This window comes from Thiocystis minor, from assembly GCF_016653465.1.
Lineage (GTDB): Bacteria > Pseudomonadota > Gammaproteobacteria > Chromatiales > Chromatiaceae > Chromatium > Chromatium minus.
Genome location: NZ_NHSQ01000090.1, coordinates 35,769 through 61,942, shown reverse-complemented (window position 1 = coordinate 61,942; position 26,174 = coordinate 35,769). Strand labels below are relative to the sequence as shown.

The window sequence follows — 26,174 nt, the reverse complement described above, 5'->3', positions numbered from 1 at the left end:
GTCGCGCCGGACATCGTGCATCTCCTGATCGTCGAGGACGAACCCGAACTGCGCCGTCAGATCGTCGCGCGTCTGACGCGCGATGGCTGCATCGCGGAGGGCACCGGCGACGGCCAGGAGGGACTCTATCTGGCCAGCGAATACAGCTTCGACGCGGCGGTCATCGACCTGGGTCTGCCCGGACTCTCCGGCCTGGAGATCATCCGCCAGCTTCGCGCGCGCGCAAGCCTGCTGCCCATCCTCATCCTGACCGCCCGCGACCGCTGGCAGGACAAGGTGGAAGGTCTGGAAGCCGGCGCGGACGATTATCTGGTCAAACCCTTCCAGTCCGAGGAACTCCTCGCCCGTCTGCGCGCGCTGGTCCGGCGCGCCGCCGGAACCGCCTCGCGCGCGCTGCGCCGGGGTCCGCTACGGCTGGATCTGACGACCGAAAAGGCATGGATCCACGACCGTCCGCTGGATCTGACCGCCTACGAATACCGTCTGCTCGAACAGCTCGCGGCCAGCCAGGGCAAGGTGCTCTCCAAGCAGGCGCTGGCCGACCGGCTCTATCCGCATGACGAGGACCGCGAGAGCAATGTCATCGAGGTGCTGGTCGGGCGGCTGCGACGCAAACTCGACCCGGACGGCTCGCTTGCCCCCATCGAAACCCTGCGCGGACGCGGGTATCGTCTGACCCTGACCGACGAACTCACGCAGGACGGCGCGGAATGATGTCGCTGCGCACGCGCGTAGTGCTGTCCGCCGCCGCCGTGCTGACCGTCTTCATCCTCCTGACCAGCCTTGCCCTGGAGCGCGCGGTGCGCGAGACCGCCGAATCCGCGCGCGAGGATCGCTTGCAGGCGCAGATTTTTCTGCTGATGGCGGCGGGCGAGGAGGAAGCGTCGGGACTGGTGTTTCCCAATGCGCTCGCCGAATCCCGACTCGCCCTGCCGGGTTCCGGGCTGTACGCGCTGGTCCTGAACGCACTGGGCGATCCGATCTGGCAATCCCCGTCCGCCGTGGGCGTGGACATCCCACTGCCCCAGCCGCTCGCCCCCGGACAGCGACGCTTCGAGCGCCGGCAGGGGAACGATGGACAAGACTATCTGGTGCTCGGGTTCGGCGTGTCCTGGGCCACCGGCCCCGTGCCGCAGGACTACAGCTTCGTCGTCGCCGAGGATTCGTCCGCGTTCGAGTCCGAGGTGGGCCAGTTTCGCGCCAGCCTCGCCGGCTGGCTGGGCCTCATGGGGCTGCTGATGCTCGTGGCGCTGGTGCTGATTTTGCGTTGGGGACTGACTCCCTTACGTCGGGTCGCGGCGGAGGTGGCGGCCATCGAGTCCGGCGATCGAACGCAGATCCAGGGCCGCTATCCCGCCGAGATTCGCGCCCTGACCGGCAATCTGAACGCCCTGCTCGCCCATGAACGGGCGCGTCAACGGCGTCTCGACAATACGCTCGGCGACCTTGCCCACAGTCTCAAGACGCCGCTCGCGGTCATGCGCGGCGCGCTCGACGAAGAGGATTCCCCGACCGCAGACCTGTTGCGGGAGCAACTGGCGCGCATGGGGACGATCGTCGAATATCAGTTGCAGCGCGCACGCGCCAGCGGCCAACAGGCGGCGACTCTGGCCCCTCCGATCCCCGTGCGGCGGGTCGCGGAACGTCTGTCGGCGTCCTTGACCAAGGTGCACCGCGACAAATCGGTGGCGGTCACGCTGAACATTGACCCGGCGGCGCATTTTCGTGGCGTCGAAGGAGATCTGTTCGAGATGCTCGGCAATCTGCTGGAAAACGCCTTCAAGTGGTGCAATCGACAGATCCGCGTCTCCGGCGTATCCAGTCGGGCCGTGCTGACCATCACGGTCGAGGACGATGGCCCCGGCATCCCGCCCGACCAGGCGGTCCGACTTCTCGAACGAGGGGCGCGCGCGGACGAGGCGACGCCTGGACATGGCATCGGACTCGCCGTGGTGCGCGAGTTGTGCGAGGCGTATGGCGGCGACGTTCGGGTCGAGCGCGGTGCGCTGGGCGGGGCGCGGGTCCGACTGCGCTTACCGCATTAATCCGCGTCCCGAGAGGGCTGACGCATCGGGGTCGATGGCGTCGATCAGCGCCTTGACGATGGCACCGAATCTGACGCCGCCCGCGGCCTGCTGGATGCGGGCCTGATCCTGAGTGTCGAGTTGCCGATCGATCTCGTCGCGCGCTTTCTGTTCCGGGGTTTGGTGGTTCGTGGCGCTGGTCATCCTGGCCCCTTGACCGTTTCGGGGGAATGGGGCGGGCGAGACGCCCAACCCCCATGGCACTTGATTCTGGCCCATGTCTTACGTCCGTCATCATGCGCCAAAGCCTCGATAAGCGCGATCCGCGCTGTATCCGTCGACACACGCTCTTTCCCTCCGCGCCCGTGATTTTTTCAGCATTTTGATACCGGCTTGACTAGTCTGACGGCAGGCGCTTTCCGCCGGCGAGGCAATCCATGGATCTTTTCTACCTTTCTGTTCTCCTGCTGTTGACCGCGTTGACGGTCGGACTGGCGTTCGGTTGCGCGCGTCTGGGAGGCCATCGATGAACTGGCTGCATCTCCTTGGGGCGGGTCTCGCCCTCGGTCTGCTGGTCTATTTGGTCGCGGCCCTGCTCAACCCGGAGGACTTCTCATGACGCTCCACGCCTGGCAGTTGCTTGGAATCTATCTCGCGGTGCTGTTGCTCGCGGCGGTTCCACTGGGGCGCTATCTGGCCGATCTCGTCGAGGGGCGGGCGGGCCTGACGCGGCGGCTCGGCGGCGGTGTCGAAGCGGCCATCTATCGCCTGTGCGGCGTGAACCAGGACGAAGAAATGGACTGGCTCCGCTACGCGCTGGCGATCCTGGCGTTCAACGCGCTCGGCGCCGTCTCGGTCTATGCCCTGCAACGCTGGCAGGTCTGGTTGCCGCTCAACCCGCAGCAATTGGCCAACATCAGCCCGGATTCCGCGTTCAACACCGCCGTCAGCTTTGCCACCAACACCAACTGGCAGGGCTATACCGGCGAGTCGACCATGAGCTACCTGACGCAGATGCTGGGTCTCACGGTGCAGAACTTCCTCTCGGCCGCCACCGGGATCGCGGTCGCCGTCGCCCTGATGCGCGGCTTCGCGCGCCACACGTCCGCGACCATCGGCAACGCCTGGGTCGATCTCACCCGCGTCACCCTCTATCTTCTGCTGCCGCTCGCGCTGCTGTCTGCGGTGTTCCTGGCGAGCCAGGGCGTGATCCAGAACCTCGATGCCTACCAAACAATTGCGACCCTTGAGACCGCCGTGTCCGAGGCAACGTCCGGGACTCAGACCCTGCCGATGGGGCCGGTCGCCTCGCAGGAGGCGATCAAGATGCTCGGCACCAACGGCGGCGGCTTCTTCAATGCCAACTCGGCGCATCCCTACGAGAACCCGACGCCGCTCACCAACTTCGTCGAGATGCTGTCGATCTTTCTGATCCCGGCGGCGCTCTGCCTGACCTTCGGACGCATCGTGGGTGATCGGCGGCAAGGCTGGGCGGTGCTGGCGGCCATGACCTTGCTGTTCGTCGTCATGGCGGTCGCGGCGATGAGCGTCGAGCAGCAGGGCAATCCGCTCCTGTCCGCGCTGGGCGTCGATCTGTCCGGCGGCAATCTGGAGGGCAAGGAAACGCGCTTCGGTAGTGCCGACTCGGCGCTCTTCGCCACCATCACCACGCTCGCCTCCTGCGGGGCGGTCAATTCCATGCACGATTCCTTCACGCCGCTCGGCGGGCTGGTGACGCTCTGGAACATGATGCTCGGCGAGGTGGTCTTCGGTGGGGTCGGATCCGGGCTGTACGGGATGCTGGTGTTCGCCGTGATGGCGGTCTTCCTCGCCGGACTCATGATCGGACGCACCCCGGAGTATCTGGGCAAGAAGATCGAGGCGCACGACATCAAGATGGTCTCGCTCGCCATCCTGGTGACGCCGCTGCTGGTGCTGCTCGGCACGGCGATCGCCGTCCTGGTGCCGGCCGGGGTGGCCGGCATCGCCAACCCCGGCGCGCACGGCTTTTCCGAGATCCTTTATGCCTTCACCTCGGCGGCCAACAACAATGGCAGCGCCTTCGCCGGGCTCTCGGCCAACACGCCGTTCTATAACACCCTGCTCGGCATCGTCATGTGGCTCGGACGCTTTGGCGTCATCGTCCCGGTACTGGCGCTCGCCGGGCATCTGGCCGCGAAGAAGCGCCTCGCCGCGAGCGCGGGAACCCTGCCGACCCATGGCCCGCTGTTCGTGTTGCTGCTGATGGGCACTGTCGTGTTGGTCGGCGCCCTGAACTATGTCCCGGCCCTGGCCCTGGGGCCGGTGGTCGAGCATCTCATGCTCCAGTCCGCGCGCTGATCGGGGGAGACGACCATGTCACGCCAAACGCTGACCCTGTTCGACCCGGCGCTGCTGCGTCCGGCCATTTTCGATGCACTGCGCAAGCTGAATCCGGCGGTCCAGTGGCGCAATCCGGTGATGTTCGTCGTCTACATCGGGAGCCTGCTGACGACCCTGCTCTGGCTGCAGGCGCTCGCGGGATCCGGCGAGGCGCCGGCGGGCGATATCCTCGCGGTCACGCTCTGGCTGTGGTTCACCGTGCTGTTCGCCAACTTCGCCGAGGCGCTGGCCGAGGGGCGCAGCAAGGCGCAGGCGGCCTCCCTGCGCGGACTGAAACAGGAGACCCAGGCCAAGCGTGTCGTGCCTGGAGCGGCACGCGACCAATGGTCCCTGGTTCCCGCCACCGATCTGCGGCGCGGCGATCTGGTATTGGTGGAGGCCGGCGAAACCATCCCGGCGGATGGCGAGGTGATCGAGGGCGTCGCCTCGGTCGACGAGTCCGCCATCACCGGCGAGTCGGCACCCGTCATCCGCGAGGCCGGGGGCGATTTCTCGGCCGTGACCGGCGGGACGCGCGTGCTCTCGGACTGGATCCTGGCGCGCGTGACGGCCAACCCTGGCGAGACCTTCGTCGACCGCATGATTGCGATGGTCGAGAACGCGAGGCGCAGGAAAACGCCGAACGAGATCGCGCTGACCATCCTGCTGGTCGCCCTGACGATCATCTTCCTGGCGGTCACCGTCACCCTGCTGCCCTTCTCGATCTTCGGCGTCGCGGCGGCTGGGGCCGGCGCGCCGGTCAGCGTCACCACCCTGGTGGCACTCCTGGTCTGCCTCATCCCGACGACGATCGCGGGGCTGCTCTCGGCCGTGGGTATCTCCGGGATGAGCCGGATGATGCAGGCCAACGTCATCGCCACCTCCGGTCGCGCGGTCGAGGCGGCCGGCGACGTGGATGTGCTGCTGCTGGACAAGACCGGCACCATCACCCTGGGCAACCGGCAGGCATCGGCCTTCCTCCCGGCGGACGGCGTGAGCGAGCGCGAGCTGGCGAGTGCCGCGCATCTGGCCTCGCTCGCCGACGAGACGCCGGAGGGGCGCAGCATCATGGTGCTGGCCAAGCAGCGGTTCGGCCTGCGCGAGCGCGATCTGCAGACGCTGGAGGCGCAATTCATCCATTTCTCGGCGCAGACACGCATGAGCGGGGTGGATGCAAAGGGGATACCGATCCGCAAGGGCGCGGTCGATGCGATCCGCCGGCACGTCGAAGCCATCGGCGGGCACTTTCCGGCGGGGGTGCTGCAAGGCGTCGACGCGGTCGCGCGACGCGGCAGCACACCGCTCGTGGTGGCCGAGGGGAAGCGGGTGCTGGGCGTGGTGGAACTCAAGGACATCGTCAAGGGCGGGATCAAGGAGCGTTTCGCGCGGCTGCGGCGCATGGGCATCCGCACCGTCATGATCACCGGCGACAACCGCCTCACCGCCGCCGCCATCGCCGCCGAGGCCGGGGTCGACGACTTCCTGGCCGAGGCCACGCCGGAGGCCAAGCTGGCACTGATCCGCCAGTATCAGGCCGAGGGGCGGCTGGTCGCCATGACCGGCGACGGCACCAACGATGCCCCGGCGCTGGCCCAGGCCGACGTCGCGGTGGCGATGAACACCGGCACCCAGGCCGCCAAGGAGGCCGGCAACATGGTCGATCTGGACTCCAACCCGACCAAGCTGATCGAGGTGGTCGAGACCGGCAAACAGATGCTCATGACCCGTGGCGCGCTCACGACCTTCAGCGTCGCCAACGATGTCGCCAAGTATTTCGCCATCATCCCGGCGGCCTTTGTGACCACCTACCCGCAGCTCGGGGCGCTCAACCTCATGGGGCTCGCCAGTCCCACCTCGGCAATCCTCTCCGCCGTCATCTTCAACGCCCTGATCATCGTCGCCCTGATTCCGCTGGCACTCCGAGGCGTGACCTACCGGCCCACGGGCGCTGGCGCCCTGCTACGGCGCAATCTAGCGATCTACGGTCTCGGCGGACTCGTCGCGCCCTTCATCGGGATCAAGCTGATCGACCTCCTGATCGCCGCGAGCGGTCTTGCCTGAGGAGCATGCCAACATGAACACACTGATCCGTCCCGCCGTCAGCATCTTCGTCCTGCTCTCGCTCCTGACCGGCGCCCTCTACCCGCTCGCCGTCACCGGGATAGCGCGGGTTCTGTTCCCCGAACAGGCGCGCGGCAGCCTTATCTTCGAGGAAGGTCGACCGGTTGGCTCGACCCTGATCGGCCAATCCTTCACCGATCCCAACGATTTCTGGGGACGGCCGTCGGCCACTGCCGGTGGACCTTATAACGGCGCCGCCTCGGGCGGCTCGAATCTGGGACCATTGAATCCGACGCTGGTGGAGGCCGTCCAGGGACGCATCGCCGCGCTCAAGGCGGCGAACCCGGACCATCATCTACCCATCCCCGGCGATCTGGTTCAGGCATCGGCGAGCGGTCTGGACCCGCACATCAGCCCCGCCGCCGCGGCCTATCAGGTGGCGCGCGTGGCCAGCCGGCGCGGACTCGATCCCAAGCAGGTGGAGGCGCTCGTTCAGGCGCATACCCAGGGCTCCGACTTCGGTCTCTTCGGCGCGCCACGCGTCAACGTGCTCGCGCTGAATCGGGCGCTCGACCTTCTCGCCCCGGTCGAACCCAGCACCCCCTAGTCCGTCACCCAGGAGAAGAGCGGACATGAACGACCAGCGTCCGGACCCCGACGCGCTCCTCGCGCGCATCGTCGCCGAGGAGGCTCGCGCGGCACGCGGGCGGCTCAAGGTCTTTTTCGGCGCCTCGGCGGGTGTCGGCAAGACCTACGCGATGCTCGCCGCGGCCCATCAACAGCGCGAGCAGGGGGTCGATGTCGTCGTCGGTCTGGTGGAGACCCACGGTCGCCGGGAGACCGAGATCCTGCTCCAAGGGTTGGAGTGTCTGCCGCTCAAGGAGGTGGACTACCACGGGCGGCGGATGCGCGAGCTCGATCTGGACGGCGCCCTGGCCCGTCACCCGGCGCTGATCCTGGTCGATGAACTGGCCCACTCCAACCTGGCCGGTTCGCGTCACCCCAAACGCTGGCAAGACGTCCATGAGCTGCTGGCCGCCGGTATCGATGTCTATACCACGCTCAATGTCCAGCATCTGGAGACGCTCAACAACATCGTCGGCGGGATCACCGGTATCCGGGTCTGGGAGACCCTGCCCGATCACGTCTTCGACGCCGCCGACGAGGTGGTCCTGGTCGATCTCGCGCCGGACGAGTTGCTGCAACGGCTGAAGGAGGGCAAGGTCTACCTGCCGCATCAGGCGGCGCGGGCGATCCAGAACTTCTTTCGCAAGGGCAACCTGATCGCGCTGCGCGAACTGGCCCTGCGGCGCACCGCCGACCGCGTTGATCGGCAGATGCTCGAATACCGGCGCGACCAGTCGGTCTCGGCCGTGTGGCAGACCCGCGAAACCGTGCTGGCCTGCGTCGGCCCCGGCGAAAACGCCGAGCGCGTGATCCGCAGCGCCGCGCGCATCGCCGCGCGCGATGACGTGCCCTGGCACGCGCTCTATGTCGAGACGCCGGCCCTGCAGCGTCTGCCGCGCCGCCAACGCCAGCGCATCCTCGCGCGTCTGCGGCTCGCGCAGGAACTCGGGGCCGAGACCGCGACCCTGTCCGGCGCCGATCCGGTCGAGGTCATCGTGGAATACGCCCGCGGTCACAACCTGTTTCGGATCCTGGTTGGACGCGACCGGGTCCGCGCCTGGCGTTCCTGGCGCCAATCGGTCGCCGATCGTATCGCCCGCCAGGGGCCGGATCTCGAGGTCATCCTGGTGGCCCACGAGGAGACGCGCGCGCCCTCCCCGGTCAAGGGGGGCAGCGACGCCTCGTGGCGCGAACGCTTCAAGGCGCCCTGGTCGTCCTATGCGATGAGCCTGCTCATCTGTGCGTCGACGGCCTTGCTCGCCTCGCCGCTGCATTCCGTCTTCGAGCTTGCCAACATCGCCATGCTCTTTCTCCTCGCGATCGTGGTGGTCGCGGCGCGCTACGGGCTGGGGCCGTCAGTCATGGCGGCCTTTATCAACGTCGTCGCCTTCGATCTGCTCTTCGTCCCGCCGCGCTTTTCGCTCTCGGTCAGCGACGTACAGTACCTGATCACCTTCGCCGTGATGCTCGGCGTCGGACTGATCACCGCCCACCTGACCACGGGCATGCGTTATCAGGCGCGCGTGGCGAGCCGGCGGGAGCGCCGCTCGCGCGCCCTCTACGAGCTCGCGCGCGATCTCTCGGGCGCGCTGCTACCGCAACAGATCGCCGAGATCGGCCAGCGTTTCGCCGCGGCCGAGTTCGGTGCGCGCGCGGTCCTGATACTGGCGAACGAGGGCGCCGAACTCGGTCAGCAGGTGCTGCCCGCGCCAGCCGATCTGCCCGTTGACCTGGGCATCGGAAAATGGGCCTTCGAGCACGAGGCCGAGGCCGGTTGCGGCACCGACACCCTGCCGGGGAGCCCGCTGCTGTATGTCCCGCTCAAGGCGCCAATGCGCATCCGGGGCGTGCTGGCCATCGAACCGCGCGACCCGACGGACGTCATGACACCCGAGCAGGGGCGTCTGCTCGATACCTTTGCGCGGCTGATCGCGATCGCGGTCGAACGGGTGCATTACGTCGAGATCGCCCAGACCACGACCCTCAAGATGGAATCCGAGCGCCTGCGCAACGCCTTTCTCTCGGCGATCTCTCATGATCTGCGCACGCCGCTCACGGTTCTGGTCGGTTTGGCCGATTCGCTGCTGATCGCCCGCCCGTCGCTGACGCCCGATCAGGCCGACATCGCCGCCGAGATCCGCGATGAGGCACGGCGGATGACGACCCTTGCCAACAACCTGCTCGACATGGCGCGCCTGCGCTCCGGAACGGTCCTGCTGAACCGCCAGTGGCAGCCACTGGAAGAAGTAGTGGGCAGCGCGCTCAAGGCGCTCCAGTCAGTGCTCGCGCACTATCGCGTCAGCGTGGACCTGCCCGAGGACTTACCCTTGCTGGAACTCGACGCCATGCTCATGGAGCGTCTCCTGGTGAACCTGCTCGACAATGCGGCCAAGTACACGCCGTCCGGAACCGCGATCGGCATCGGCGCCGCCATGCCATCCGCCGATCAGGTCGAGTTCTGGGTCGAGGACGCCGGCCCCGGCCTGCCATCGGACAAAGCGGAGGCCGTCCTCCAGACTCTCGAACGCGGGCACGAAGCGCAAGCGATGTCGGGGATGGGGCTCGGGTTATCGCTCTGCCGCGCCATCGTCGAGGCGCATGGCGGGACCATCCGCGTGCAAGCCCGCGGCGGCGGGGGCGCACGCTTCGTCGTCACCCTGCCGCGCGGCAATCCCCCCACGGTGGACCTCCTGGATGAGGCGGCCGTTTCTTGCGAATCCTCATGACGACTGACACCACGGCAGCCATCCTGGTGATCGAAGACGAGCCCATGATTCGTCGCTTCGTATGTCGCGCCCTGAAAGCCGAAGGGTTCCGGGCGATCGAAGCCGCTTCGGTGCGCCAGGCGCTGCTGGAGGCGGCAACCGCCCAGCCACTGATGGTGCTGCTTGACTTGGGGCTGCCCGATGGCGATGGACTGGATTTCATCCGCGAGCTGCGCGGCTGGTCGGACATCCCCATCATCGTCCTCTCGGCCCGCACGACCGAGACCGACAAGGTGGCGGCCCTCGACGCCGGCGCCGACGACTACCTGACCAAGCCCTTCGGCGTGGCCGAGCTGATGGCGCGGGTGCGCGCCCAACGGCGTCGTCAAGCCACCACTGGAACGCCTCCAGACAACCTCATCGCCTTCGGCGACATTCGTATCGATCTGGCACGCCGGATGGTCGAGCGCGCGGGGAATTCCGTGCATCTCACGCCGATTGAATACCGCCTGCTCGTCTATCTGGCCACCCATCCGCATGGCGTGCTCACGCACCGGCAACTGTTGAAGCAGGTGTGGGGGCCGGCCTACGCGGAACGAAGCCACTACGTCCGCGTCTATATGGGCGCGCTACGCAGGAAGATCGAAGCCGATCCGTCAATCCCGAGACATCTCGTCACCGAGACCGGAATCGGCTATCGCTTCGTTCCCTAACCTTGAGACCAAAGGGAGCCGCAATCCCGGCCTATCCTGATGGGCACCCAGTAAGGCATCCTGTACGCCTTGCCCGAGGCTCGCCCCCTGTGCCCGTCGGCGATCCCGTCACCTGTCGACTTTTTTAGAACCGCAGGCGGAAAAACCGCCAATTGAACGTGATTCCTAAATCGACCATGACGCGCTCTCCGCCGTTCTTGGCTTGATTGGAAGTTTTGGCTCCAGGAACATGCCGGGGAATTGCCGGGCCGGCCGACCCACGTCTTCCCCACACCGAGCGCAACATGCATGCCTCAAACCATTCTCCTCTGGTTTCGCCGCGATCTGCGTCTCGACGACAACCCGGCGCTGACCCACGCCCTGAGCACTGGCGCGCGGATCGTGCCGGTCTACATCCACGCGCCCAACGAGGAAGCGCCCTGGGCGCCGGGCGCGGCCAGCCGCTGGTGGCTGCACGGCAGTCTGCTGGCGCTCGATGAATCGTTGCAACGCTTCGGCGGCCGTCTCTGGATCGCGCGCGGGGATAGCCTGACCGAACTGCGGCGCATCGTCGCGGCCACTGGCGCAATCGGGGTGTCCTGGAACCGCCTCTACGATCCGGTCACGCGCGAGCGCGATACCCGGATCAAACAGGCGCTCAGATCGGACGGTCTGCGTTGCGAGAGCCACAACGCTGCGCTGCTGTTCGAGCCGTGGGAAATCGCCAATGGAAATGGCCAGCCTTACCGGGTCTTCAGCGCTTTCTGGCGCGCCTGCGTCAAGGAACTCTCCGGCATCCGACCCGAGCCGGCCCCGGAGTCGCTCCCCGCCGGCGTCGCTCCGGTTGGCGGTCTGTCGGTGGAGGATCTGGGCCTCTTGCCGACGATCCCCTGGGACCAAGGCTTGCGTGCGACCTGGACGCCCGGCGAGTCCGCCGTGCTGGCGCGCGCCAACGCCTTTCTCGATACCCGCGTCGCGGACTATGGCGCAACACGCGACCGGCCCGACGCGCCCGGCACCTCCCGACTTTCCCCGCATCTGCACTTTGGCGAGATCGGCCCCCGTCGCCTGCTGGCCATGATCGTCGAGCGCTTCGGCGACCCCACAGCCGAACCCGCCGAGCCCTTCGTGCGCGAACTCGGCTGGCGCGAATTTTCCTATCACCTGCTGTATCACTTCCCCCAGACACCCGCCGAACCGCTGGATCCGCGCTTTGCGGATTTCCCCTGGCGCACCGATGGGGCTGCAGAACGGCTCGACGCCTGGCAGCGCGGTCGCACGGGCATCCCGCTGGTCGACGCCGGGATGCGCGAACTCTGGCACACGGGCTGGATGCACAATCGAGTGCGGATGGTCGTGGCCTCCCTGCTCACCAAGAATCTGCGGCTCCCCTGGCAGTCGGGCGCGCGCTGGTTCTGGGACACGCTGGTGGATGCCGATCTGGCGAGCAACACGCAGGGCTGGCAGTGGACCGCCGGCTGCGGCGCCGACGCGGCCCCCTATTTCCGCGTCTTCAATCCGGTGCGTCAGGGCGAGCGCTTCGATCCGGATGGCGGCTATGTCCGCCGCTGGTGCCCGGAGCTGGCGCGTCTCCCGAACCAATATATCCATCAGCCCTGGACAGCGCCCCCGCCAATCCTGAAGGCGGCTGACATCCGGCTGGGAAGTCACTATCCTCTACCCATCGTGGACCTTGCCATCTCGCGCCAGGAGGCGCTCGCTGCCTGGGGCACTGTCAAGGGAAACCGGCCGAATCCACCGGTCACGGCGTTCGAGTAGACAGACGCTTCCCCCGTCTCGACGGAGCATGACCGTCCACGCAGCCTAAAGGATCGCAGCGATGAAGCAGTCTCGGATCAGGATGGATGTCACGACTTTCGCCCCGCTTGACGCACGCTCTCGGCTCTTGCGCGGCCTGCTGGATGCAAGTCGCGAGGGACTGCTCGCGGCGGACGCCCGCGACGGTCGGATTCTCCTGGCCAACGCCGTCGCTTGCGCCTTGCTCGCGACCGACGAGGACCGTCTGCTCGGCGAGTCAGTCGAATCCCTGACCCTCTGGCCCTCGGACTGGTCCTTGCGAGCCCTGCGCGAGGACGCGGGGGAGCGGGTCTGCCTCGCCACGGTGCCTAACGGCAACCCTCTGGAAGTCCGCGCATGCCGGTTGGCGGTCGAACGAACCGATCTCTTGCTGATCACGCTGAACGACCCCGGCGAGCGCCTGCGGGCGGAGGCCGCGCTGCGCGAGAGCGAGGCGCGTTTTCGCGGCATTCTGGAGCAACTGCCCGCGATCTCGGTGCAGGGGTATGACGAGGAACGCCGCGTCACCTTCTGGAACGACGCCAATGAGCGCATCTATGGCTACCGCCGTGAAGAGGCCATGGGACGACGCCTCGAGGATCTGATCATCCCGGAACCGATGCGCGGGGGCGTGGTTGCCGCCGTGATAGACTGGCTGGAACGCGATATTCCGGTTCCAGCGGGCGAATTGACGCTGCGGCGCAAGGACGGCTCGCCCGTGACCGTCTTCTCCAGCCATGTGATGCAGTGCAACAGCGCGGGTCGCAAAGAAATGTTTTGCGTCGATCTGGATCTGAGCGATATCCGGGCCGCCGAGGAACGCCTGCGTCTCACCGCCACGGTCTTCGACAGCACCGCCGAGGGGATCTATCTGACCAACGCCCGCTCGCGCATTCTCGAAGTCAATCGCGCCTGCCTGGAACTGACCGGTTACCCGCGCGAGGCGCTCGTCGGCCAGTATCTGTCAAGGTTCAAATCCGGACGCCACCGTCCGGCCTTTTTCCAAGCCATCCGCCGCTCGCTGACCGCGAGCGGTCAGTGGCGCGGCGAGGTCTCGATCCGTTGTCAGGATCGCAGTCTCCATCCGATTCTGCTCCAGATCACCAGGGTCGCCAACGCACAAGGGCGGACCACGCATTTTGTCGGGGTCTTTTCCGATCTCAGTCAGGCCAAGCATTCGCAGGAACGGCTCGATTTCCTCACGCATCACGACGCGCTCACCGGGCTGCCCAATCGTCTGCTGTTCGACTCGCGTCTGGAGCATGCGATCCGACGCGCCGCGCGCGATCGCGACCAACTGGCGGTGCTCTTCGTCAATCTCGATCGTTTCAAAGGCATCAACGATAGCCTGGGACACCCCGGCGGGGATCGGCTGTTGCGCGCCGTGGCGGAGCGTCTGCGCGAGCGGGTGCGTCGCGACGATACCGTCGCCCGTTTCGGCGGCGACGAATTGACCGTCATCCTCGAAGACATCCGCGACGACGCGGACGCTGGGCGGGTCGCCGAGACACTGCTGCACGCTATCGTCCAGCCCTTCCAGATCGGCGGGCGCGACCTCTTCATCACCGCCAGCATCGGGGTCGCGCTCTATCCGCGCGACGGAGAGGACAGCGCCACCCTGTTGAGCAACGCCGGCTTCGCGCTGCGCCAGGCCAAAAAGGCCGGCGGCAATGGCTACGCCTTTTACACCGACAAGCTCACCGAGAACGTTCAACACCGCGCCATGATGGAGAACGGTCTGCGTCGCGCGGTCAAGGGCGGCGAATTACGGCTGCACTATCAGCCGCAGATCCGGCTCGACACCGGGGAGTTGATCGGGCTTGAAGCCCTGATCCGCTGGGAGCATCCCGAGCTGGGATTCCTGCTGCCGGGACATTTTATCGAGATCGCCGAGGAAGGCGGCAGTCTCGCCGCCATCGGCGAATGGGCGCTGCACAGCGCCTGCGCGCAGGCGCGGCAGTGGCTCGATGCGGGCATCGCCTTTGGGCGGGTCTATGTCAATATCGCCCACTCGCAAGTGCATCGCGGCGACCTGCATCGCGTCACGCAACGGATTCTCGCCGAAACGGGCCTGCCCGCCGAGCATCTGGGGCTGGAGATCACCGAGGGCGTCGCCATGGAACGCTGCGCCAGCCAAATCATCGAGGAATTGGAGCGACTCAAGGCCGACGGGATCAGTCTCGCCATCGACGACTTCGGCACCGGCTACTCGTCGCTATCGCGGCTGAAACAACTCCCGGTGGACCAGCTCAAGATCGATCGCTCCTTCGTGCGCGACATCGGCACCAGCCGGCGCGACCTCGATATCGTACGCGCCATCATCACCCTGGGGGCCACGCTCGGACTGGAGGTACTGGCGGAGGGCATCGAAGCTCAGGACCAGGGGGCACTGCTCCTCGCCGAGGGCTGCTGTCTTGGTCAGGGCTATTTCTATGCCCGACCGATGCCTCCCGCGGATCTGCCGGAGTGGACGCGGGAACGAGCGCGGCCAGGCGCTTCAGGCGATGGTTGGACATAATTCGCCCATGTAGAGACAAGGCATTGCCTTGTCTCTACGCCGATCCCTACTCACAAAACCCATCGCCCCCAACGCCGATCACGGCCCCTTGAACGCCAACGACAGGTTACGCCAGCAAACGCCGCACCACGACCCCCGCCAGCATCAGTCCGAATAACGACGGCAGATAACTCAGGGTGCCATTGACCGCGCGTGGCCGACCGCGATCAGTCGCCTCGGGGGACAAGGCTGGCATGGGAGACTCGTCGGACCAGACCACGGTGACGCCGCGCCCGATCCCGCGCCGGCGCAGACGGCTGCGAACCTCGCGCGCCAGTGGGCAGACCTGGGTATCCATCAGGTCGCCAACCTGGACCCGAGTCGGATCGAGACGCCCGCCAGCGCCCATGCTGCTGACAATGGGAACGCCCAGACGCACGGCGGTTTCGATCAGCGCGAGCTTGCTGTTGAGGCTGTCGATGGCATCGGCCACCTGATCGAACCCGCCGGCCAGGAGAGACTCCATCCCCTCCGCCGGCAGGAATTCCTCGATCAGGGTCAGCCGACAGGCCGGATTGATGTCGGCGATCCGCTCCGCCATGACCTCGGTCTTGCGCCGTCCGACCGTGGATGCCAGGGCCACCAGTTGACGGTTCAGATTCGAGGGCACCACCCGGTCATGATCGGCGAGCGTCAGCGCCCCGACGCCCGCGCGCGCCAGCGCCTCGGCGGCGAAGGAGCCGACCCCGCCCAGCCCGGCGAGCAGCACATGACTCGCGCGCAGTCTTGCCACCCCGTCGTCGCCGACCAGGATTCGGGTGCGCTCCCAGAGATGCGCGTCGGCGGGCAATTCAGAATTCATGGAAGATTCAGCACCGCGCGGGCATTGGCCGTGGTGAGGGCGGCCAGATCGCCGGGGTCGGCGTCGCGGACGCGGGCGAGCGCCGCGAGCACATCCGGCAGATATTCCGGGCTGTTGCGTTCGCCCCGATGCGCGGCGACCGTCAGGTCGGGCGCGTCCGTCTCCAGCACGATGGACTCCAGCGGAACCTGGGCGGCCAGACGTCGAAGTTTGGTGGAGCGTTCGAAGGTCAGCATGCCGCCGAAGCCGAGTTTGAACCCCAGATCCCGATACTGTCGCGCCTGTTGCAAACTGCCGTTGAAGGCATGGGCGATCCCGCCGATCACCGGGAGACGGCGCAAGGTGGCCAGCACCTCGTCGTGGGCTTTGCGGACATGCAGCAGTACCGGCAGCCCCACGCTCCGGGCGATCTCCAACTGGGCCTCGAACAGGGTCTGCTGGCGCGTGGGATCCAGCTCGCGGACAACATAATCGAGCCCGATCTCGCCGATCGCCACGGGCCGGGCGTCCGCCACCGCCCGTTCCAAGGCAGCGATGTCCGTCTCGCGATGCCGGTCCAGATAGACCGGATGCAGCCCCAGCGCCGGATGGAGCGCCGGGCCAATCGCCGATCCGTCAGAACACAGCGCCAGCAAATCCGGCCAGCCATCGGCATGAATCGCCGGAATGACGATCCCCACCAGGCCGGCTGACCCGCTGCGCTGTCTGACCGCCGTGCGGTCGACGGAAAATTCAGGCACATCCAGATGACAGTGGGTGTCGATCAATTCCATCGTGAACCGGACTCAGGCCCCGGCCGCGGTCTTCTGATCGCGCACATAGAGCGCTTTGTTCGGCCCCCGCCCGACCGGGCGTTCTTCCAGATCGAACAGTTGCATCGCCTTGAGCAGACCGCTCAGCTTGGCATATCCGTAATTGCGCGAGTCGAACTCCGGGCTGCGCTTGGCGATGGCCGTGCCGACCATGCCGAGCCCGGCCCAGCCGGTATCGTCGGCCGCGCTGTCGACCGCGTTGCGCAGCAGGGCGACAAGCTTGGGATCGCGCTTGAGTTCCTTGCCGCTCTTGCGGGTGGTAGCGTCGCCGCCGACGTCCTCGCGCAGCACCTCGGTATAGACGAATTTATCGCAGGCGGCGACGAAGGGCTCGGGCGTCTTCTGCTCGCCGAAGCCGTAGACCGTCATACCGGACTCGCGCAGACGCGAGGCGAGGCGCGTAAAGTCGCTGTCGCTGGAGACGATGCAGAAACCGTCGAAGTTGCGCGAGTAGAGCAGGTCCATGGCGTCGATCATCATGGCCCCATCGGTGGCGTTCTTGCCCTTGGTATAGCGAAACTGCTGCATGGGCTGGATCGAATGGCGCAGCAGGGTATCTTTCCAGGAGCCCAGATTGGGCAGGGTCCAGTCGCCATAGATTCGCTTGGCATGGGCGGTGCCATATTTCGCGATTTCGGCCAACAGGCCCTCGACGATGCTCGCCTGAGCATTATCGGCGTCGATCAGAACCGCGAGCTTGAGATTGATGGGGTCGGACATGGACGCGCTCCCTTACCACATGAGATCGTCGGGAACCTGAAACTCCGCATAGGGATCGTCGGCATCCGGTTGCGCCGTCGGCTGGTTGAAGACCAGCACCAGACTGGCGTCGCGGGCGCGCACCCGTTCGACGATCTCGGCCGGAATGACTTCGTAGAAGGTATCCTGACGCACCACCGCCAGCCGCCCGGAGACCAGCTTGGCGTGTTGCTCTTTGTTGACATAGATGCGCTTGAGCGTTGCCCCATCGGTAAAGTTGTAGACCAGTTCGCCGCCGTCGCGGACCACCCGGTTGGCATGGATCAACTGACGGATTTCGTTTTCGGCGGCATGCAGCGCCGCCTCTTCCTGACGCTGGCGATTGAGTTCGCGGTCGCGCTCGGCCTTCTCGACGCGTGCCCGCTCGGCCGCCTGACGCGCCTCGGCATCGACGTGAGGACCGCGTTTTCCGGCCTGCTTCCCTTGTTTGTGTTGCGTCGAACGCGACTGCTTGAGCTTGTGCTGATCGACCAGGCCGGCCTTGAGGAGCTGGTCTTGCAGTGAATTACCCACGATGAGGTTCTCCGGAATGAAATTTTGAGTGATGGCGAACCGGGAATAAACGATTGAGAGCATCCGACAGGCGTGACCTTGACGCAAGCCCGGCATCGTCGACTCACCGATTTTTTCCGATCCGCCAGGCAACCGCTAACGACGTTTAAACCGCGTCCAGAGCGAAAGACTGCGTGTCGAGTGAGATCGACGTTTGGCGCATCCGCGGTCCTTGGCAGGGACGCGGTTTAGACGTCAGACAATTCTGTCGTCACACGCCCGGCATGGTTACAATCGCAAACCCCGATGGATTCGTCCGTGCCCCGCGTGCCCGGACCAACCCTCGATGTTTTCATCCCCAACCTCAAGCCATTCTCTCGGAGTGCCATTCTATGCCCCGTCCGATTCTGTTCCTCGCGCTTTCCCTCTTCATGGTTCTGCCGACACTTGCGGCCAACAACACCAGCGTCGGCTACGTCGACATGCAGAAAGTTCTGGAGCAAAGCAAGCTCGGTCAGCGTTTACAGGAACAATTGCGCAAAGAGTTCGAGCCGAAAGCCAGACAGTTCGCGGAAGACGAAAAGCAGATCCAGACCATGCAACAATCGCTGGAGCGCGATAAGGCGCTGATGAGCAAGGACCAACTCGCCAAGAAGGAAAAGGAGATCCAAGCCCGCATCGAGGACTATCAGAAAAAAACGCTGCCGATTCAGCAGGAACTAATGAAAGTGCAGCAAGAAAAGGGCCGGGAAATCATCGTGCCCGCGCGCGAGGCGGTCAACGCCGTGGCGAAACGGAAAAAGCTTGGCATGGTGGTAGAACGTAGCATGGCGGGTATGCTCTACCTCGACGATTCACTTGAGATCAGCGCAGAGGTGATCACGGAACTGGATACCAGGACGAAATAGAAGTTCAGTCAAAACCGAGCCAACGCACCAACAATGCCCGTCATCCAGGGGCGCGATTGATTGGAGGAATGCGCTCGAATGTGACCGGACTATTTCGGATCCCGCGTCCTGGAGTATACTTTTCGGACGTTCGGCGTCCCGTTTCTGGCGCCCAAACCAATCAATGTCGACCAACCATCCCGACTGTCCGCGCACTCCGCGCGGCGGTCGCCCCTGAAGAGGAAGCGACACCATGCTCGGCGAATCGCACGACCTGCTCCATGAATTTCCGGATTTGGAAAACAAGATCGCGGCACTCCGCTCCGCGAACCCCGAGTTCGCGCAACGCATGGACGACTATGACGAACTCGATGCCCGCGTGCGGAGCATCGAGGAACTCGGAACCCCGGTCGCCGATGAAACCATCGAGGAACTGAAGAAAAAACGTCTTCTTCTCAAGGACTCTCTCTATCTGATGCTGCGCGCCTGAGCCGGTCTCCAATGACTGTCTGAATGCCAAATCGACGTGGACTATCGCATCCTGCCCGTCACCCCGTTCCAGCAGAACTGCACCCTGTTCTGGTGCGAACGCACCCGGCGCGCCGCCATTATCGATCCTGGCGGCGAACCGGATCGCATCCTCGCACTGATCGCCGAGTTGAACCTTGAGCCCGAACGCATCCTCCTGACCCACGGTCATCTGGATCATGTGGGCGCGAGCGGCGATCTTGCCGAGCGGCTCGGTCTGCCCATTGTCGGGCCGCATCCCGACGACGCCTTTCTGATCCATGCGCTACCGGCCCAGTGTCAGATGTTCGGATTTCCGCCTGTACGCGATTTCGAGCCGGACCAATGGCTGCAACAGGGCGATACCGTCAGCGTCGGCGAGGAACGGCTGGAAGTGCTGCATTGTCCGGGGCACACCCCCGGACATGTGGTGTTCGTCGACGCCGCGAACCGACTGGCGCAGGTCGGCGACGTGCTCTTTCGGGGCTCCATCGGGCGCACCGACTTTCCGCGCGGCAATCATCAGCAACTGCTCGACTCGATTCAACAGCGACTCTTCGCGCTGGGCGACGATGTCCGCTTCATTCCGGGGCATGGCCCCATGTCCACCATCGGACACGAACGACGCGCCAATCCATACGTTCGGGGCTAGCCGCCTAAAGAGGCGTGAGGACCGAGAAAGACCGGCGCTCCATCACAGGGCTCTCCAGCATTCCCGTCGCCGCGCGGACACCGCTTGGCAGAGGAGGCTAAACGGCGCTCGAACTGAAAATTGCTGGGTATGCGCTGTCTGGCGCAAACACAGCCGTTCGCTCGGGTACAATGTTGGGCTGTAAGCAACGAATGACGGAGCTGACATGCTATTCGAGCGATTCCTCAAAAAAAGACAACAGGCCGCGGCCGAAACCAAACAGGCCGTCGTCTCCAAGAACCAGGAAGTCCTCGCCGAACAGGCGCAGCATCCCGCGGACCCCGAGAGACGATGCAACGCGGCACGCCAACTCCAGAATCTCCCGTTGCTTCGCCAGCTTCTGAGCGATGACGCCGATGCCGGAGTGCGCGCAACCGCCGCCGCGCGCTTGCGCCACTTGCTGTGCGAAGGCGATCAAGAGGAAATCCCACTCGCGGAGCGGATTGGCGAGTTGTCCCAAATCGAGGATCTTGCGCTCGTCGAGCAGATCGCCATCCAGGCCAACGCCCCCGAAATTCGACGCGCCGCGCTCATTCGGATTCAATCTCCGACGGTGCTGGCTCAATGTGCCGTGCAGGATTCGCTGGCGGCGAACCGCGGCCTTGCGGTCGAGCGTTTGAACGACAAGGCAGGACTGGAACTCGTCGCTCGACAGATCGGGAAAAAAGATAAAAACGTCTATCGCATCGCACGCGACAAGCTGCGCCTGATCGCCGAGCGGGAAGAGCTGCCACAGCGAATTCGCGACCAGCGCGAGGATCTCTGCGCCAAGGCCGAGCGACTGGGACGTCTGGGCAACTGGAGCCAGGATCGCGCGATCCTGGAACATCTGGATCGCCAATGGGCGTCGCTCGCCGCCGAGACAGAGGGCGATGCCGACTTGCAGGCACGTTATCAAGCCGAGCGCGAGCGTTTTCTGACAGCCCATGCGGACGATCGTCAAGAGAGCGCAAACCAGATCGCGCGACATGAGGCCCTGGATGCGGTGCGAGCGGAGCGCCAGGCGTTGCTTGACGAATTGTCTGACGTTGTCAACCTGACCGGGGAAAGCGAGATCGACGCGCTGCGCGCGCGGATCGACATGGCCTGGAACGCGCTTCCCGCCCTTGCGGATCCCCAGCAACGTCGTCTCAATGAACGCTATCGAGCGCTCATTCAAACCGCGGATACCGTGCGGCAAGCCCTGACGGAGCAACGTCAGAATGTCGAAAGTCTGCGGCGGACGGTCGCGCGCGCCCAACGACTCCTCGACGAAACCAGGACGCCAGATCATCGCAAGACCAGGGCGCTCCTCGATCAGGGTCGCACACTGGTGGCACGGCAGCCCGAATCGGAGGTGACACGGGATTTTCTGACGCTGGCCGAACGGCTCGAATCCCGGCTCGACCAGCAGCGCCGGCACGCCGAGCAACGCCTGCAACAGCTTCCGGAGCGGCTGCTCGCACTGGAGACCCGTCTCGCGGCCGGCGAACTCAAAAAAGCCGATCCACTCTACCAAAGCCTGCAAGCCGGACTCGAACTGATCCAGGCGAGCGAATTGCCCAAGGAAGCCACGACCGAGATTGCCAGCCGTCTGCGCATCCTCGCCCCCCAACTGCGCGAACTTCAGCATTGGCGCCGCTGGGGCGCGGATCAGCATCGCGAGGGGCTGTGCGCGAACATGGAAGCGCTCATTGAACAGGAGCTGCCGCTCGCGGCGCTGGCCGAGCAATTGCACACACTGCAACTGGACTGGAAGGGACTCGACCAATCCGGCTCGCCCGCCAACCAGGCGCTCTGGGAACGTTTCCACGCCGCCTCGGAGTCCGTCTATGCGCGCTGCCGTCCCTTTATGGAGGCCCGGGCCGCCGAGCGCGAGTCGAACCGGTCCGCGCGCGAGAGTGTCTGCCAACAGATCGAAGATTTTTTAAGCAAGGTCGATTGGGATCGCGTGGACTGGAAAAGGATTCTGCGAGCCGAGCGTGAGACCCGTCAGACCTGGGCCAACATCGGAGAGACCGAGGGTCGCCATCGCAAAGCCTTGGAGCGTCGCTTTCACCAATCGCTCAAACAGCTCGATCAGCGCCTGGAGACTGAACGCAAGCTCAATCAGGCGCACAAACGCAACTTGATCGAACGCGTGCGGGCGCTCGCCGATGCCCCCAACCTGGACGCCGCCATCGAACAGACCAAGGCGCTGCAACGCGAATGGCGCACGACGGTCCCGGCGCGCCAGAAAGACGAAAACAGACTCTGGCAGAGCTTCCGTGCGGCCTGCGACGCCGTCTTCGAACGGCGGATCGCGCTGTACGAGGCTCAGACGAACGAACTCAAGGACCATCTCGCCACTCGCGAGAACCTCTGCGCCGAGGCACGGGCATTGGCCGCGAGCGACGCCGATCCGCAACGACTGGCCGCCGGGCTGCGGGAACTCGACGAGCGCTGGCGCACCGCCCAGGCACTTCCGGTCCCCCGCCCGTCCGCCAGCCAATTGGCGCGTCAATGGCACGACTGCCGCGACGAACTGGAGCAACGCATTCGCGCGGGCGAGGACCAGCAACGGCAAGCCGTGCTGGATCTCGTGCAGCGTCAGGCTGAACTCTGCGAACGGCTTGAGCTCAGTGCGCTCGGCGCGACCTCCGAAGCGATCGATCCCGCCGCCGCGCGACACTTGTGGAGCGAATTGCAACAAGATCTGCCGGTAAGTCATGCGCTGTCGGCACGTTTCGAATACGCGCTCGACGCCGCGCAGGATCCCGCGCGACTGGCCGAACTCAAGCGTCGTTTTGCGGAAAACGACTCGCAACGCAGCCGGCTTTGCCTCCAGTTGGAGATCATCGCTGGCGTGGAATCGCCGCCGGAGCTTGCGCAACAACGACTGGAGTTCCAGGTTGCAAGGCTTGCCGAACGCATGGCCGCGGGCGAGGAGGATCCGCTCCAGGGCGCAAACCAACTGCTGCACAAGTGGTATCTGTGTGGCCCAGCGCCTCGCAACGAGAGTCTGAACGCACGCTTCGAGCGGGTTCGCCACGCCCTGGAGCCCCGGCGAACACGCGAAACGGCGGCTGTTTAGCCGGGTCTGTGCTGAATGACGGTCAGTGCGCGGACCTTCAACCTAAACCCCTCCGTGTTCAAGCATTGTTTTCGTCGATTTTGACGCACAGAACATCGCATTTGGAGTGACGCAGTACCGTTCGCGCCGTTGACCCGAATACGCTAAACAGGCCGTGACGCCCGTGACTTCCAAGCACCACCAGATCCGCGTCCAGTTCGGCCGCGACCTCATCGATGAGATGTCCGGTCGAGCCAATCCGGATCAACCGATCGACCGTCGCGACATTGAGTTGCTCGCCCAAAACGTCCATCTGGCGCATGGCAACCGCCATCAGTTCGGCCTCCAGCTCGTGGTTCTCCGGCAAGGCGATCTCGCCGGAATAGCCCAGGGTCATGTACTCCATGGCCGGCGGAATGTGTTCGATGACATGCAGCAAGGTCAGCCGCGCGCCGGTAAGACGACGTAAACCTTGGGCGCGGGCCACGACGGGCGCGCTCTCCCGCTCGAAATCCACGGCGAGTAACAGATGTTTGTAATCCCCGGTTTCCATCGCGCACCTCGCTGATTGTTCGCGTATTGTCCACGTCGGACGCACTTTTAAGTATAACGAGCGATAGCGGTCTTTTCGCCACGCTGAAAACATCCTCGGCTGGCGCAAGAATTCCAGGAATGGCCTGCATGCTTCAGATTAACCACCGCATCCAGATCGACGAGTCCGAATTGCGGGAACAATTTACCCGCTCGCCCGGACCGGGCGGGCAGAATGTCAACAAGGTCGAGACCGCGGTGCAGTTACGGTTTGATGTGGCGGGATCGCCGTCGCTACCGGAGGACGTGCGACAGCGGCTGTTGCGACTGGGCGGCAGGCGGGTGGATTCGTCGGGAGTGCTCATGATCGAGGCGCATCGATTTCGCACCCGCGAGCGCAACCGCCAGGACGCGCGGGAGCGTCTGGCGGCGCTACTCAGGCAGGCCGCGCATCGTCCCAAACCGCGCATTGCCACTCGCCCGACCAAGGCATCGAAAGAACGACGCCTCGAAGCAAAACGCCGCACGGGCACCAACAAACGACTGCGGACGACTCGGCCAGGCGAGGACTGAAGATCGGCCTAATTGTCAACCTCGACCAAAACCCCCGAGCCATTTGGCGCTTTGACGAGCACCAGCTTGCCAAGAGTCGGGTGTCGGGCCGTATAGACCGTGATACCTGCAACGCGCTTCTCGGCGATGATCTCGCTTTCTTCCTTCAAATCCTCAAGGATGGCCGCCTCGGCATCGATCAAGCGCATGGGGAAACCTCCGGCTTTTAGAGTGTCAGTCTACAGGGCCATATCCAGATCGTCCTGGATCCGGGCGAGCCCGGCTAGTGCACAGGCTTCGTCATCCGCCCCATCCGGCGCGCCACTGACGCCCACACCAGCGACCAGCGCGGCCCCACCCACCAGCACGGGCACGCCGCCGGCCGACATCACCAACCCCTCTACGCGTCCGATCGGCGACTCCGCGCGTGCCGCCATGGCCGAGGTCGCGGCATTGAAATTGACGGCGGTAAAGGCTTTCATACGGCTGATGTTGAGCGTGATCGGGGCGGCGATGGTGTCGCGCAGGGCAACTTGAACGTTACCCTCGCGATCGACCACCGTCACCGCGATCTGAATCCCTTTCTCGCGACAGGCCGCAATCGCGCCCTGGGCCACGGCGGTCGCCGCATCGAGCGACAACCGCTTGAGCGGCACCGTCAACGGATCCTCCGCCAGCACCGGTGCCGCCACGCAGAACGCGATCAAGCCTGCCATCAAACGCTTGTTCATCTTGATTTCCTCATGATGTCTGCCATTGGAGCAAAAGGCTTAAGCTGGCGGAGGCGCACGCAACGCCGACCGCCGGATCAGTTTCCAGCCCGTGGTCCTTGACCATAGCGAGCCTCGATATACTCATCCACCATGCGTTTGAACTGCTCGGCGATTCCCTCGCCTTTGAGCGTCGTCACTTTTTCGCCATCCACATAGACCGGGGCGGACGGTCGTTCGCCGCTGCCCGGCAGACTGATGCCGATATTGGCATGCTTGCTCTCGCCGGGACCATTGACCACGCAACCCATGACGGCCACTTGCATGGTCTCGACGCCAGGGTACTGCGTGCGCCACGCCGGCATCTGCTCGCGCAGATAACCCTGAATATTCTGCGCCAGATGCTGAAAGGTATCGCTGGTGGTGCGACCGCAGCCCGGACAGGCGGTGACCATCGGCGCAAAGGCGCGCAGCCCCATGGTCTGAAGAATTTCCTGGGCCACCACCACCTCGCGGGTGCGCGCCTCGCCGGGGGCCGGGGTCAACGAAACGCGGATGGTGTCGCCGATGCCTTCCTGCAGCAGCACCGCCAGCGCGGCGGTCGAGCCGACGATCCCCTTGGAACCCATGCCGGCCTCGGTCAGGCCGAGATGCAGGGCATAGTCGCCACGCTCGGCCAGTTTGCGGTAGACCGCGATCAGATCCTGTACGCCGCTCATCTTGCAGGACAGGATGATACGATCCTTCGGCAAGCCCAGCGCCATGGCACGCTCGGCGCTGGAGATGGCCGACTGCACCATGGCCTCGTGCATCACCTGTTCGGCCTCGCGCGGAGCGGCGGAACGGGCGTTGTCGTCCATCAGGCGCACGATCAGATCCTGATCCAGACTGCCCCAATTGACTCCGATACGTACCGGCCGCCCGTAGCGGCAGGCCAGTTCGATCATGGTCGCGAACTGACTGTCCTTTTTCTCGCCGGTGCCGACATTGCCCGGATTGATGCGGTATTTAGCCAGCGCCTGCGCGCACTCGGGATAATCGGTCAGCAGACGATGTCCGTTGAAATGGAAGTCGCCCACCAGCGGGACGCCGCAACCCTGGGCGTCGAGCGCCTCGCGGATGGCCGGGACCGCGCGCGCGGCCGATTCATGGTTAACCGTGATCCGCACCAGCTCCGACCCAGCCCGCGCCAGATCGGCCACCTGACGTACCGTGGCGTCCACATCCGCGGTGTCGGTGTTGGTCATGGACTGAACCAGGATCGGCGCCAGACCGCCGACGGTAACTGGGCCAATGGCCACGGGAACGGTGATGCGTCTTTTGATCGGTTGTCGAACTGGGCTCATGGTGCCTTTCCCGCAAATACGATGAAAGTTCTATTTTGACAGTTTTAGATGGTTTTTGCCTGCCTAGAGCAACTGTGCGAAAGCCCCAAGACCGTCTCAGGTCGTTGTCATTGTCGTTGTCGTTGTCGTAATCGAATATTCGCCATGTCGAGACCGCGATCACGATCACGACAACGAGCACGACAACGACAACGACAACGACAACGACAACGACAATGCCCCGGTCTCGG

24 protein-coding genes are annotated in these 26,174 nt (G+C 64.9%); 15 read left to right on the top strand and 9 right to left on the bottom strand.

Translation table 11 applies throughout. The features are described from left to right. The first annotated feature begins 15 nt into the window (after positions 1–15). Both CCR95_RS13095 and CCR95_RS13090 read left to right on the top strand, forming a co-directional pair. Positions 16–714 carry a response regulator gene (locus tag CCR95_RS13095; RefSeq protein ID WP_201095004.1) on the top strand — a complete coding sequence of 233 codons (699 nt, stop codon included), beginning with the start codon at positions 16–18 and terminating at the stop codon, positions 712–714. Then, a complete protein-coding gene (locus tag CCR95_RS13090) occupies positions 711–2,045 on the top strand; it encodes an ATP-binding protein (RefSeq protein WP_201095003.1) in 1,335 nt (444 codons plus the stop codon). The genes CCR95_RS13095 and CCR95_RS13090 overlap by 4 nt, the downstream gene beginning before the upstream one ends. Here the strand turns inward: CCR95_RS13090 and CCR95_RS13085 are convergent. Beyond that, complete coding sequence (locus CCR95_RS13085; protein WP_201095002.1) at positions 2,034–2,228, bottom strand: hypothetical protein; 195 nt, start codon at positions 2,226–2,228, stop codon at positions 2,034–2,036. The two genes, CCR95_RS13090 and CCR95_RS13085, sit on opposite strands and share 12 nt — an antisense overlap. 322 nt (positions 2,229–2,550) lie before the next feature. Here CCR95_RS13085 and kdpF point away from each other — a divergent pair, with 322 nt between their 5' ends. From kdpF to CCR95_RS13045, 8 genes are all read left to right on the top strand, one after another. Then, positions 2,551–2,643 carry a K(+)-transporting ATPase subunit F gene (gene kdpF, locus CCR95_RS13080; protein ID WP_201095001.1) on the top strand — a complete coding sequence of 31 codons (93 nt, stop codon included), beginning with the start codon at positions 2,551–2,553 and terminating at the stop codon, positions 2,641–2,643. Beyond that, positions 2,640–4,364, top strand: a complete 1,725-nt coding sequence (gene kdpA / locus CCR95_RS13075; RefSeq protein WP_201095000.1) for a potassium-transporting ATPase subunit KdpA — start codon at positions 2,640–2,642, stop codon at positions 4,362–4,364. The genes kdpF and kdpA overlap by 4 nt, the downstream gene beginning before the upstream one ends. 15 nt (positions 4,365–4,379) lie before the next feature. Continuing rightward, a complete protein-coding gene (kdpB, locus tag CCR95_RS13070) occupies positions 4,380–6,446 on the top strand; it encodes a potassium-transporting ATPase subunit KdpB (protein WP_201094999.1) in 2,067 nt (688 codons plus the stop codon). Between the two features lie 13 nt (positions 6,447–6,459). Then, positions 6,460–7,053, top strand: a complete 594-nt coding sequence (gene kdpC / locus CCR95_RS13065; RefSeq protein ID WP_201094997.1) for a potassium-transporting ATPase subunit KdpC — start codon at positions 6,460–6,462, stop codon at positions 7,051–7,053. Between the two features lie 25 nt (positions 7,054–7,078). After that, the gene (gene kdpD / locus CCR95_RS13060) at positions 7,079–9,799 is read left to right on the top strand and encodes a two-component system sensor histidine kinase KdpD (protein ID WP_201094995.1); all 2,721 of its coding nucleotides are present in this window, start codon (positions 7,079–7,081) and stop codon (positions 9,797–9,799) included. Further along, complete coding sequence (locus CCR95_RS13055; RefSeq protein WP_201094993.1) at positions 9,796–10,491, top strand: response regulator; 696 nt, start codon at positions 9,796–9,798, stop codon at positions 10,489–10,491. Before kdpD ends, CCR95_RS13055 begins: the two co-directional genes overlap by 4 nt. Positions 10,492–10,779: 288 nt before the next feature. After that, positions 10,780–12,249 (top strand): cryptochrome/photolyase family protein, encoded by a 1,470-nt coding sequence (locus CCR95_RS13050; protein ID WP_201094992.1) that lies wholly within the window; start codon positions 10,780–10,782, stop codon positions 12,247–12,249. A gap of 61 nt (positions 12,250–12,310) precedes the next feature. Then, entirely contained in the window at positions 12,311–14,785 is a 2,475-nt protein-coding gene (locus tag CCR95_RS13045) for a sensor domain-containing protein (RefSeq protein WP_242523224.1), read from the top strand. A gap of 106 nt (positions 14,786–14,891) precedes the next feature. On the opposite strand, the gene CCR95_RS13040 is transcribed toward CCR95_RS13045, so the two are convergent. Genes CCR95_RS13040 through CCR95_RS13025 form a run of 4 tightly spaced genes read right to left on the bottom strand, consistent with a single transcriptional unit; the run spans position 14,892 to position 17,710 of the window. Continuing rightward, positions 14,892–15,626 carry a tRNA threonylcarbamoyladenosine dehydratase gene (locus CCR95_RS13040; protein WP_201094991.1) on the bottom strand — a complete coding sequence of 245 codons (735 nt, stop codon included), beginning with the start codon at positions 15,624–15,626 and terminating at the stop codon, positions 14,892–14,894. Next, the gene (locus CCR95_RS13035) at positions 15,623–16,399 is read right to left on the bottom strand and encodes a TatD family hydrolase (protein WP_201094990.1); all 777 of its coding nucleotides are present in this window, start codon (positions 16,397–16,399) and stop codon (positions 15,623–15,625) included. The genes CCR95_RS13040 and CCR95_RS13035 overlap by 4 nt, the downstream gene beginning before the upstream one ends. A 12-nt stretch (positions 16,400–16,411) precedes the next feature. Continuing rightward, a complete protein-coding gene (locus CCR95_RS13030; RefSeq protein ID WP_201094989.1) occupies positions 16,412–17,158 on the bottom strand; it encodes an NYN domain-containing protein in 747 nt (248 codons plus the stop codon). Between the two features lie 12 nt (positions 17,159–17,170). After that, the gene (locus CCR95_RS13025; RefSeq protein ID WP_201094988.1) at positions 17,171–17,710 is read right to left on the bottom strand and encodes a DUF2058 family protein; all 540 of its coding nucleotides are present in this window, start codon (positions 17,708–17,710) and stop codon (positions 17,171–17,173) included. A 371-nt stretch (positions 17,711–18,081) separates the two neighbouring features. Here CCR95_RS13025 and CCR95_RS13020 point away from each other — a divergent pair, with 371 nt between their 5' ends. From CCR95_RS13020 to CCR95_RS13005, 4 genes are all read left to right on the top strand, one after another. Then, positions 18,082–18,597, top strand: coding sequence for an OmpH/Skp family outer membrane protein (locus tag CCR95_RS13020; protein ID WP_201094987.1), 516 nt, complete (start codon positions 18,082–18,084; stop codon positions 18,595–18,597). Between the two features lie 232 nt (positions 18,598–18,829). Next, positions 18,830–19,066, top strand: coding sequence for an HP1242/YdcH family protein (locus CCR95_RS13015; RefSeq protein WP_201094985.1), 237 nt, complete (start codon positions 18,830–18,832; stop codon positions 19,064–19,066). A 36-nt stretch (positions 19,067–19,102) separates the two neighbouring features. After that, positions 19,103–19,735, top strand: a complete 633-nt coding sequence (locus CCR95_RS13010) for an MBL fold metallo-hydrolase (protein ID WP_201094984.1) — start codon at positions 19,103–19,105, stop codon at positions 19,733–19,735. A 205-nt stretch (positions 19,736–19,940) separates the two neighbouring features. Further along, positions 19,941–22,826: a DUF349 domain-containing protein gene (locus CCR95_RS13005; RefSeq protein WP_201094982.1), complete on the top strand. Its 2,886-nt coding sequence runs from the start codon at positions 19,941–19,943 to the stop codon at positions 22,824–22,826. A 58-nt stretch (positions 22,827–22,884) separates the two neighbouring features. Here CCR95_RS13005 and CCR95_RS13000 read toward each other — a convergent pair whose 3' ends face one another. Beyond that, the gene (locus CCR95_RS13000; RefSeq protein WP_201094981.1) at positions 22,885–23,358 is read right to left on the bottom strand and encodes a universal stress protein; all 474 of its coding nucleotides are present in this window, start codon (positions 23,356–23,358) and stop codon (positions 22,885–22,887) included. Positions 23,359–23,486: 128 nt separating this feature from the next. Between CCR95_RS13000 and arfB the strand changes: the two genes are divergently transcribed. Then, entirely contained in the window at positions 23,487–23,909 is a 423-nt protein-coding gene (gene arfB / locus CCR95_RS12995; protein WP_201094979.1) for an alternative ribosome rescue aminoacyl-tRNA hydrolase ArfB, read from the top strand. A gap of 8 nt (positions 23,910–23,917) precedes the next feature. Here arfB and CCR95_RS12990 read toward each other — a convergent pair whose 3' ends face one another. The 3 genes from CCR95_RS12990 to ispG all read right to left on the bottom strand — a co-directional run bounded on the left by CCR95_RS12990 (position 23,918) and on the right by ispG (position 25,944). After that, positions 23,918–24,097 (bottom strand): hypothetical protein, encoded by a 180-nt coding sequence (locus tag CCR95_RS12990; RefSeq protein WP_201094977.1) that lies wholly within the window; start codon positions 24,095–24,097, stop codon positions 23,918–23,920. A gap of 30 nt (positions 24,098–24,127) precedes the next feature. Beyond that, positions 24,128–24,619, bottom strand: coding sequence for a GlcG/HbpS family heme-binding protein (locus CCR95_RS12985; RefSeq protein ID WP_201094975.1), 492 nt, complete (start codon positions 24,617–24,619; stop codon positions 24,128–24,130). Between the two features lie 77 nt (positions 24,620–24,696). After that, the gene (gene ispG / locus CCR95_RS12980) at positions 24,697–25,944 is read right to left on the bottom strand and encodes a flavodoxin-dependent (E)-4-hydroxy-3-methylbut-2-enyl-diphosphate synthase (RefSeq protein ID WP_201094973.1); all 1,248 of its coding nucleotides are present in this window, start codon (positions 25,942–25,944) and stop codon (positions 24,697–24,699) included. Positions 25,945–26,174 lie beyond the last annotated feature (230 nt).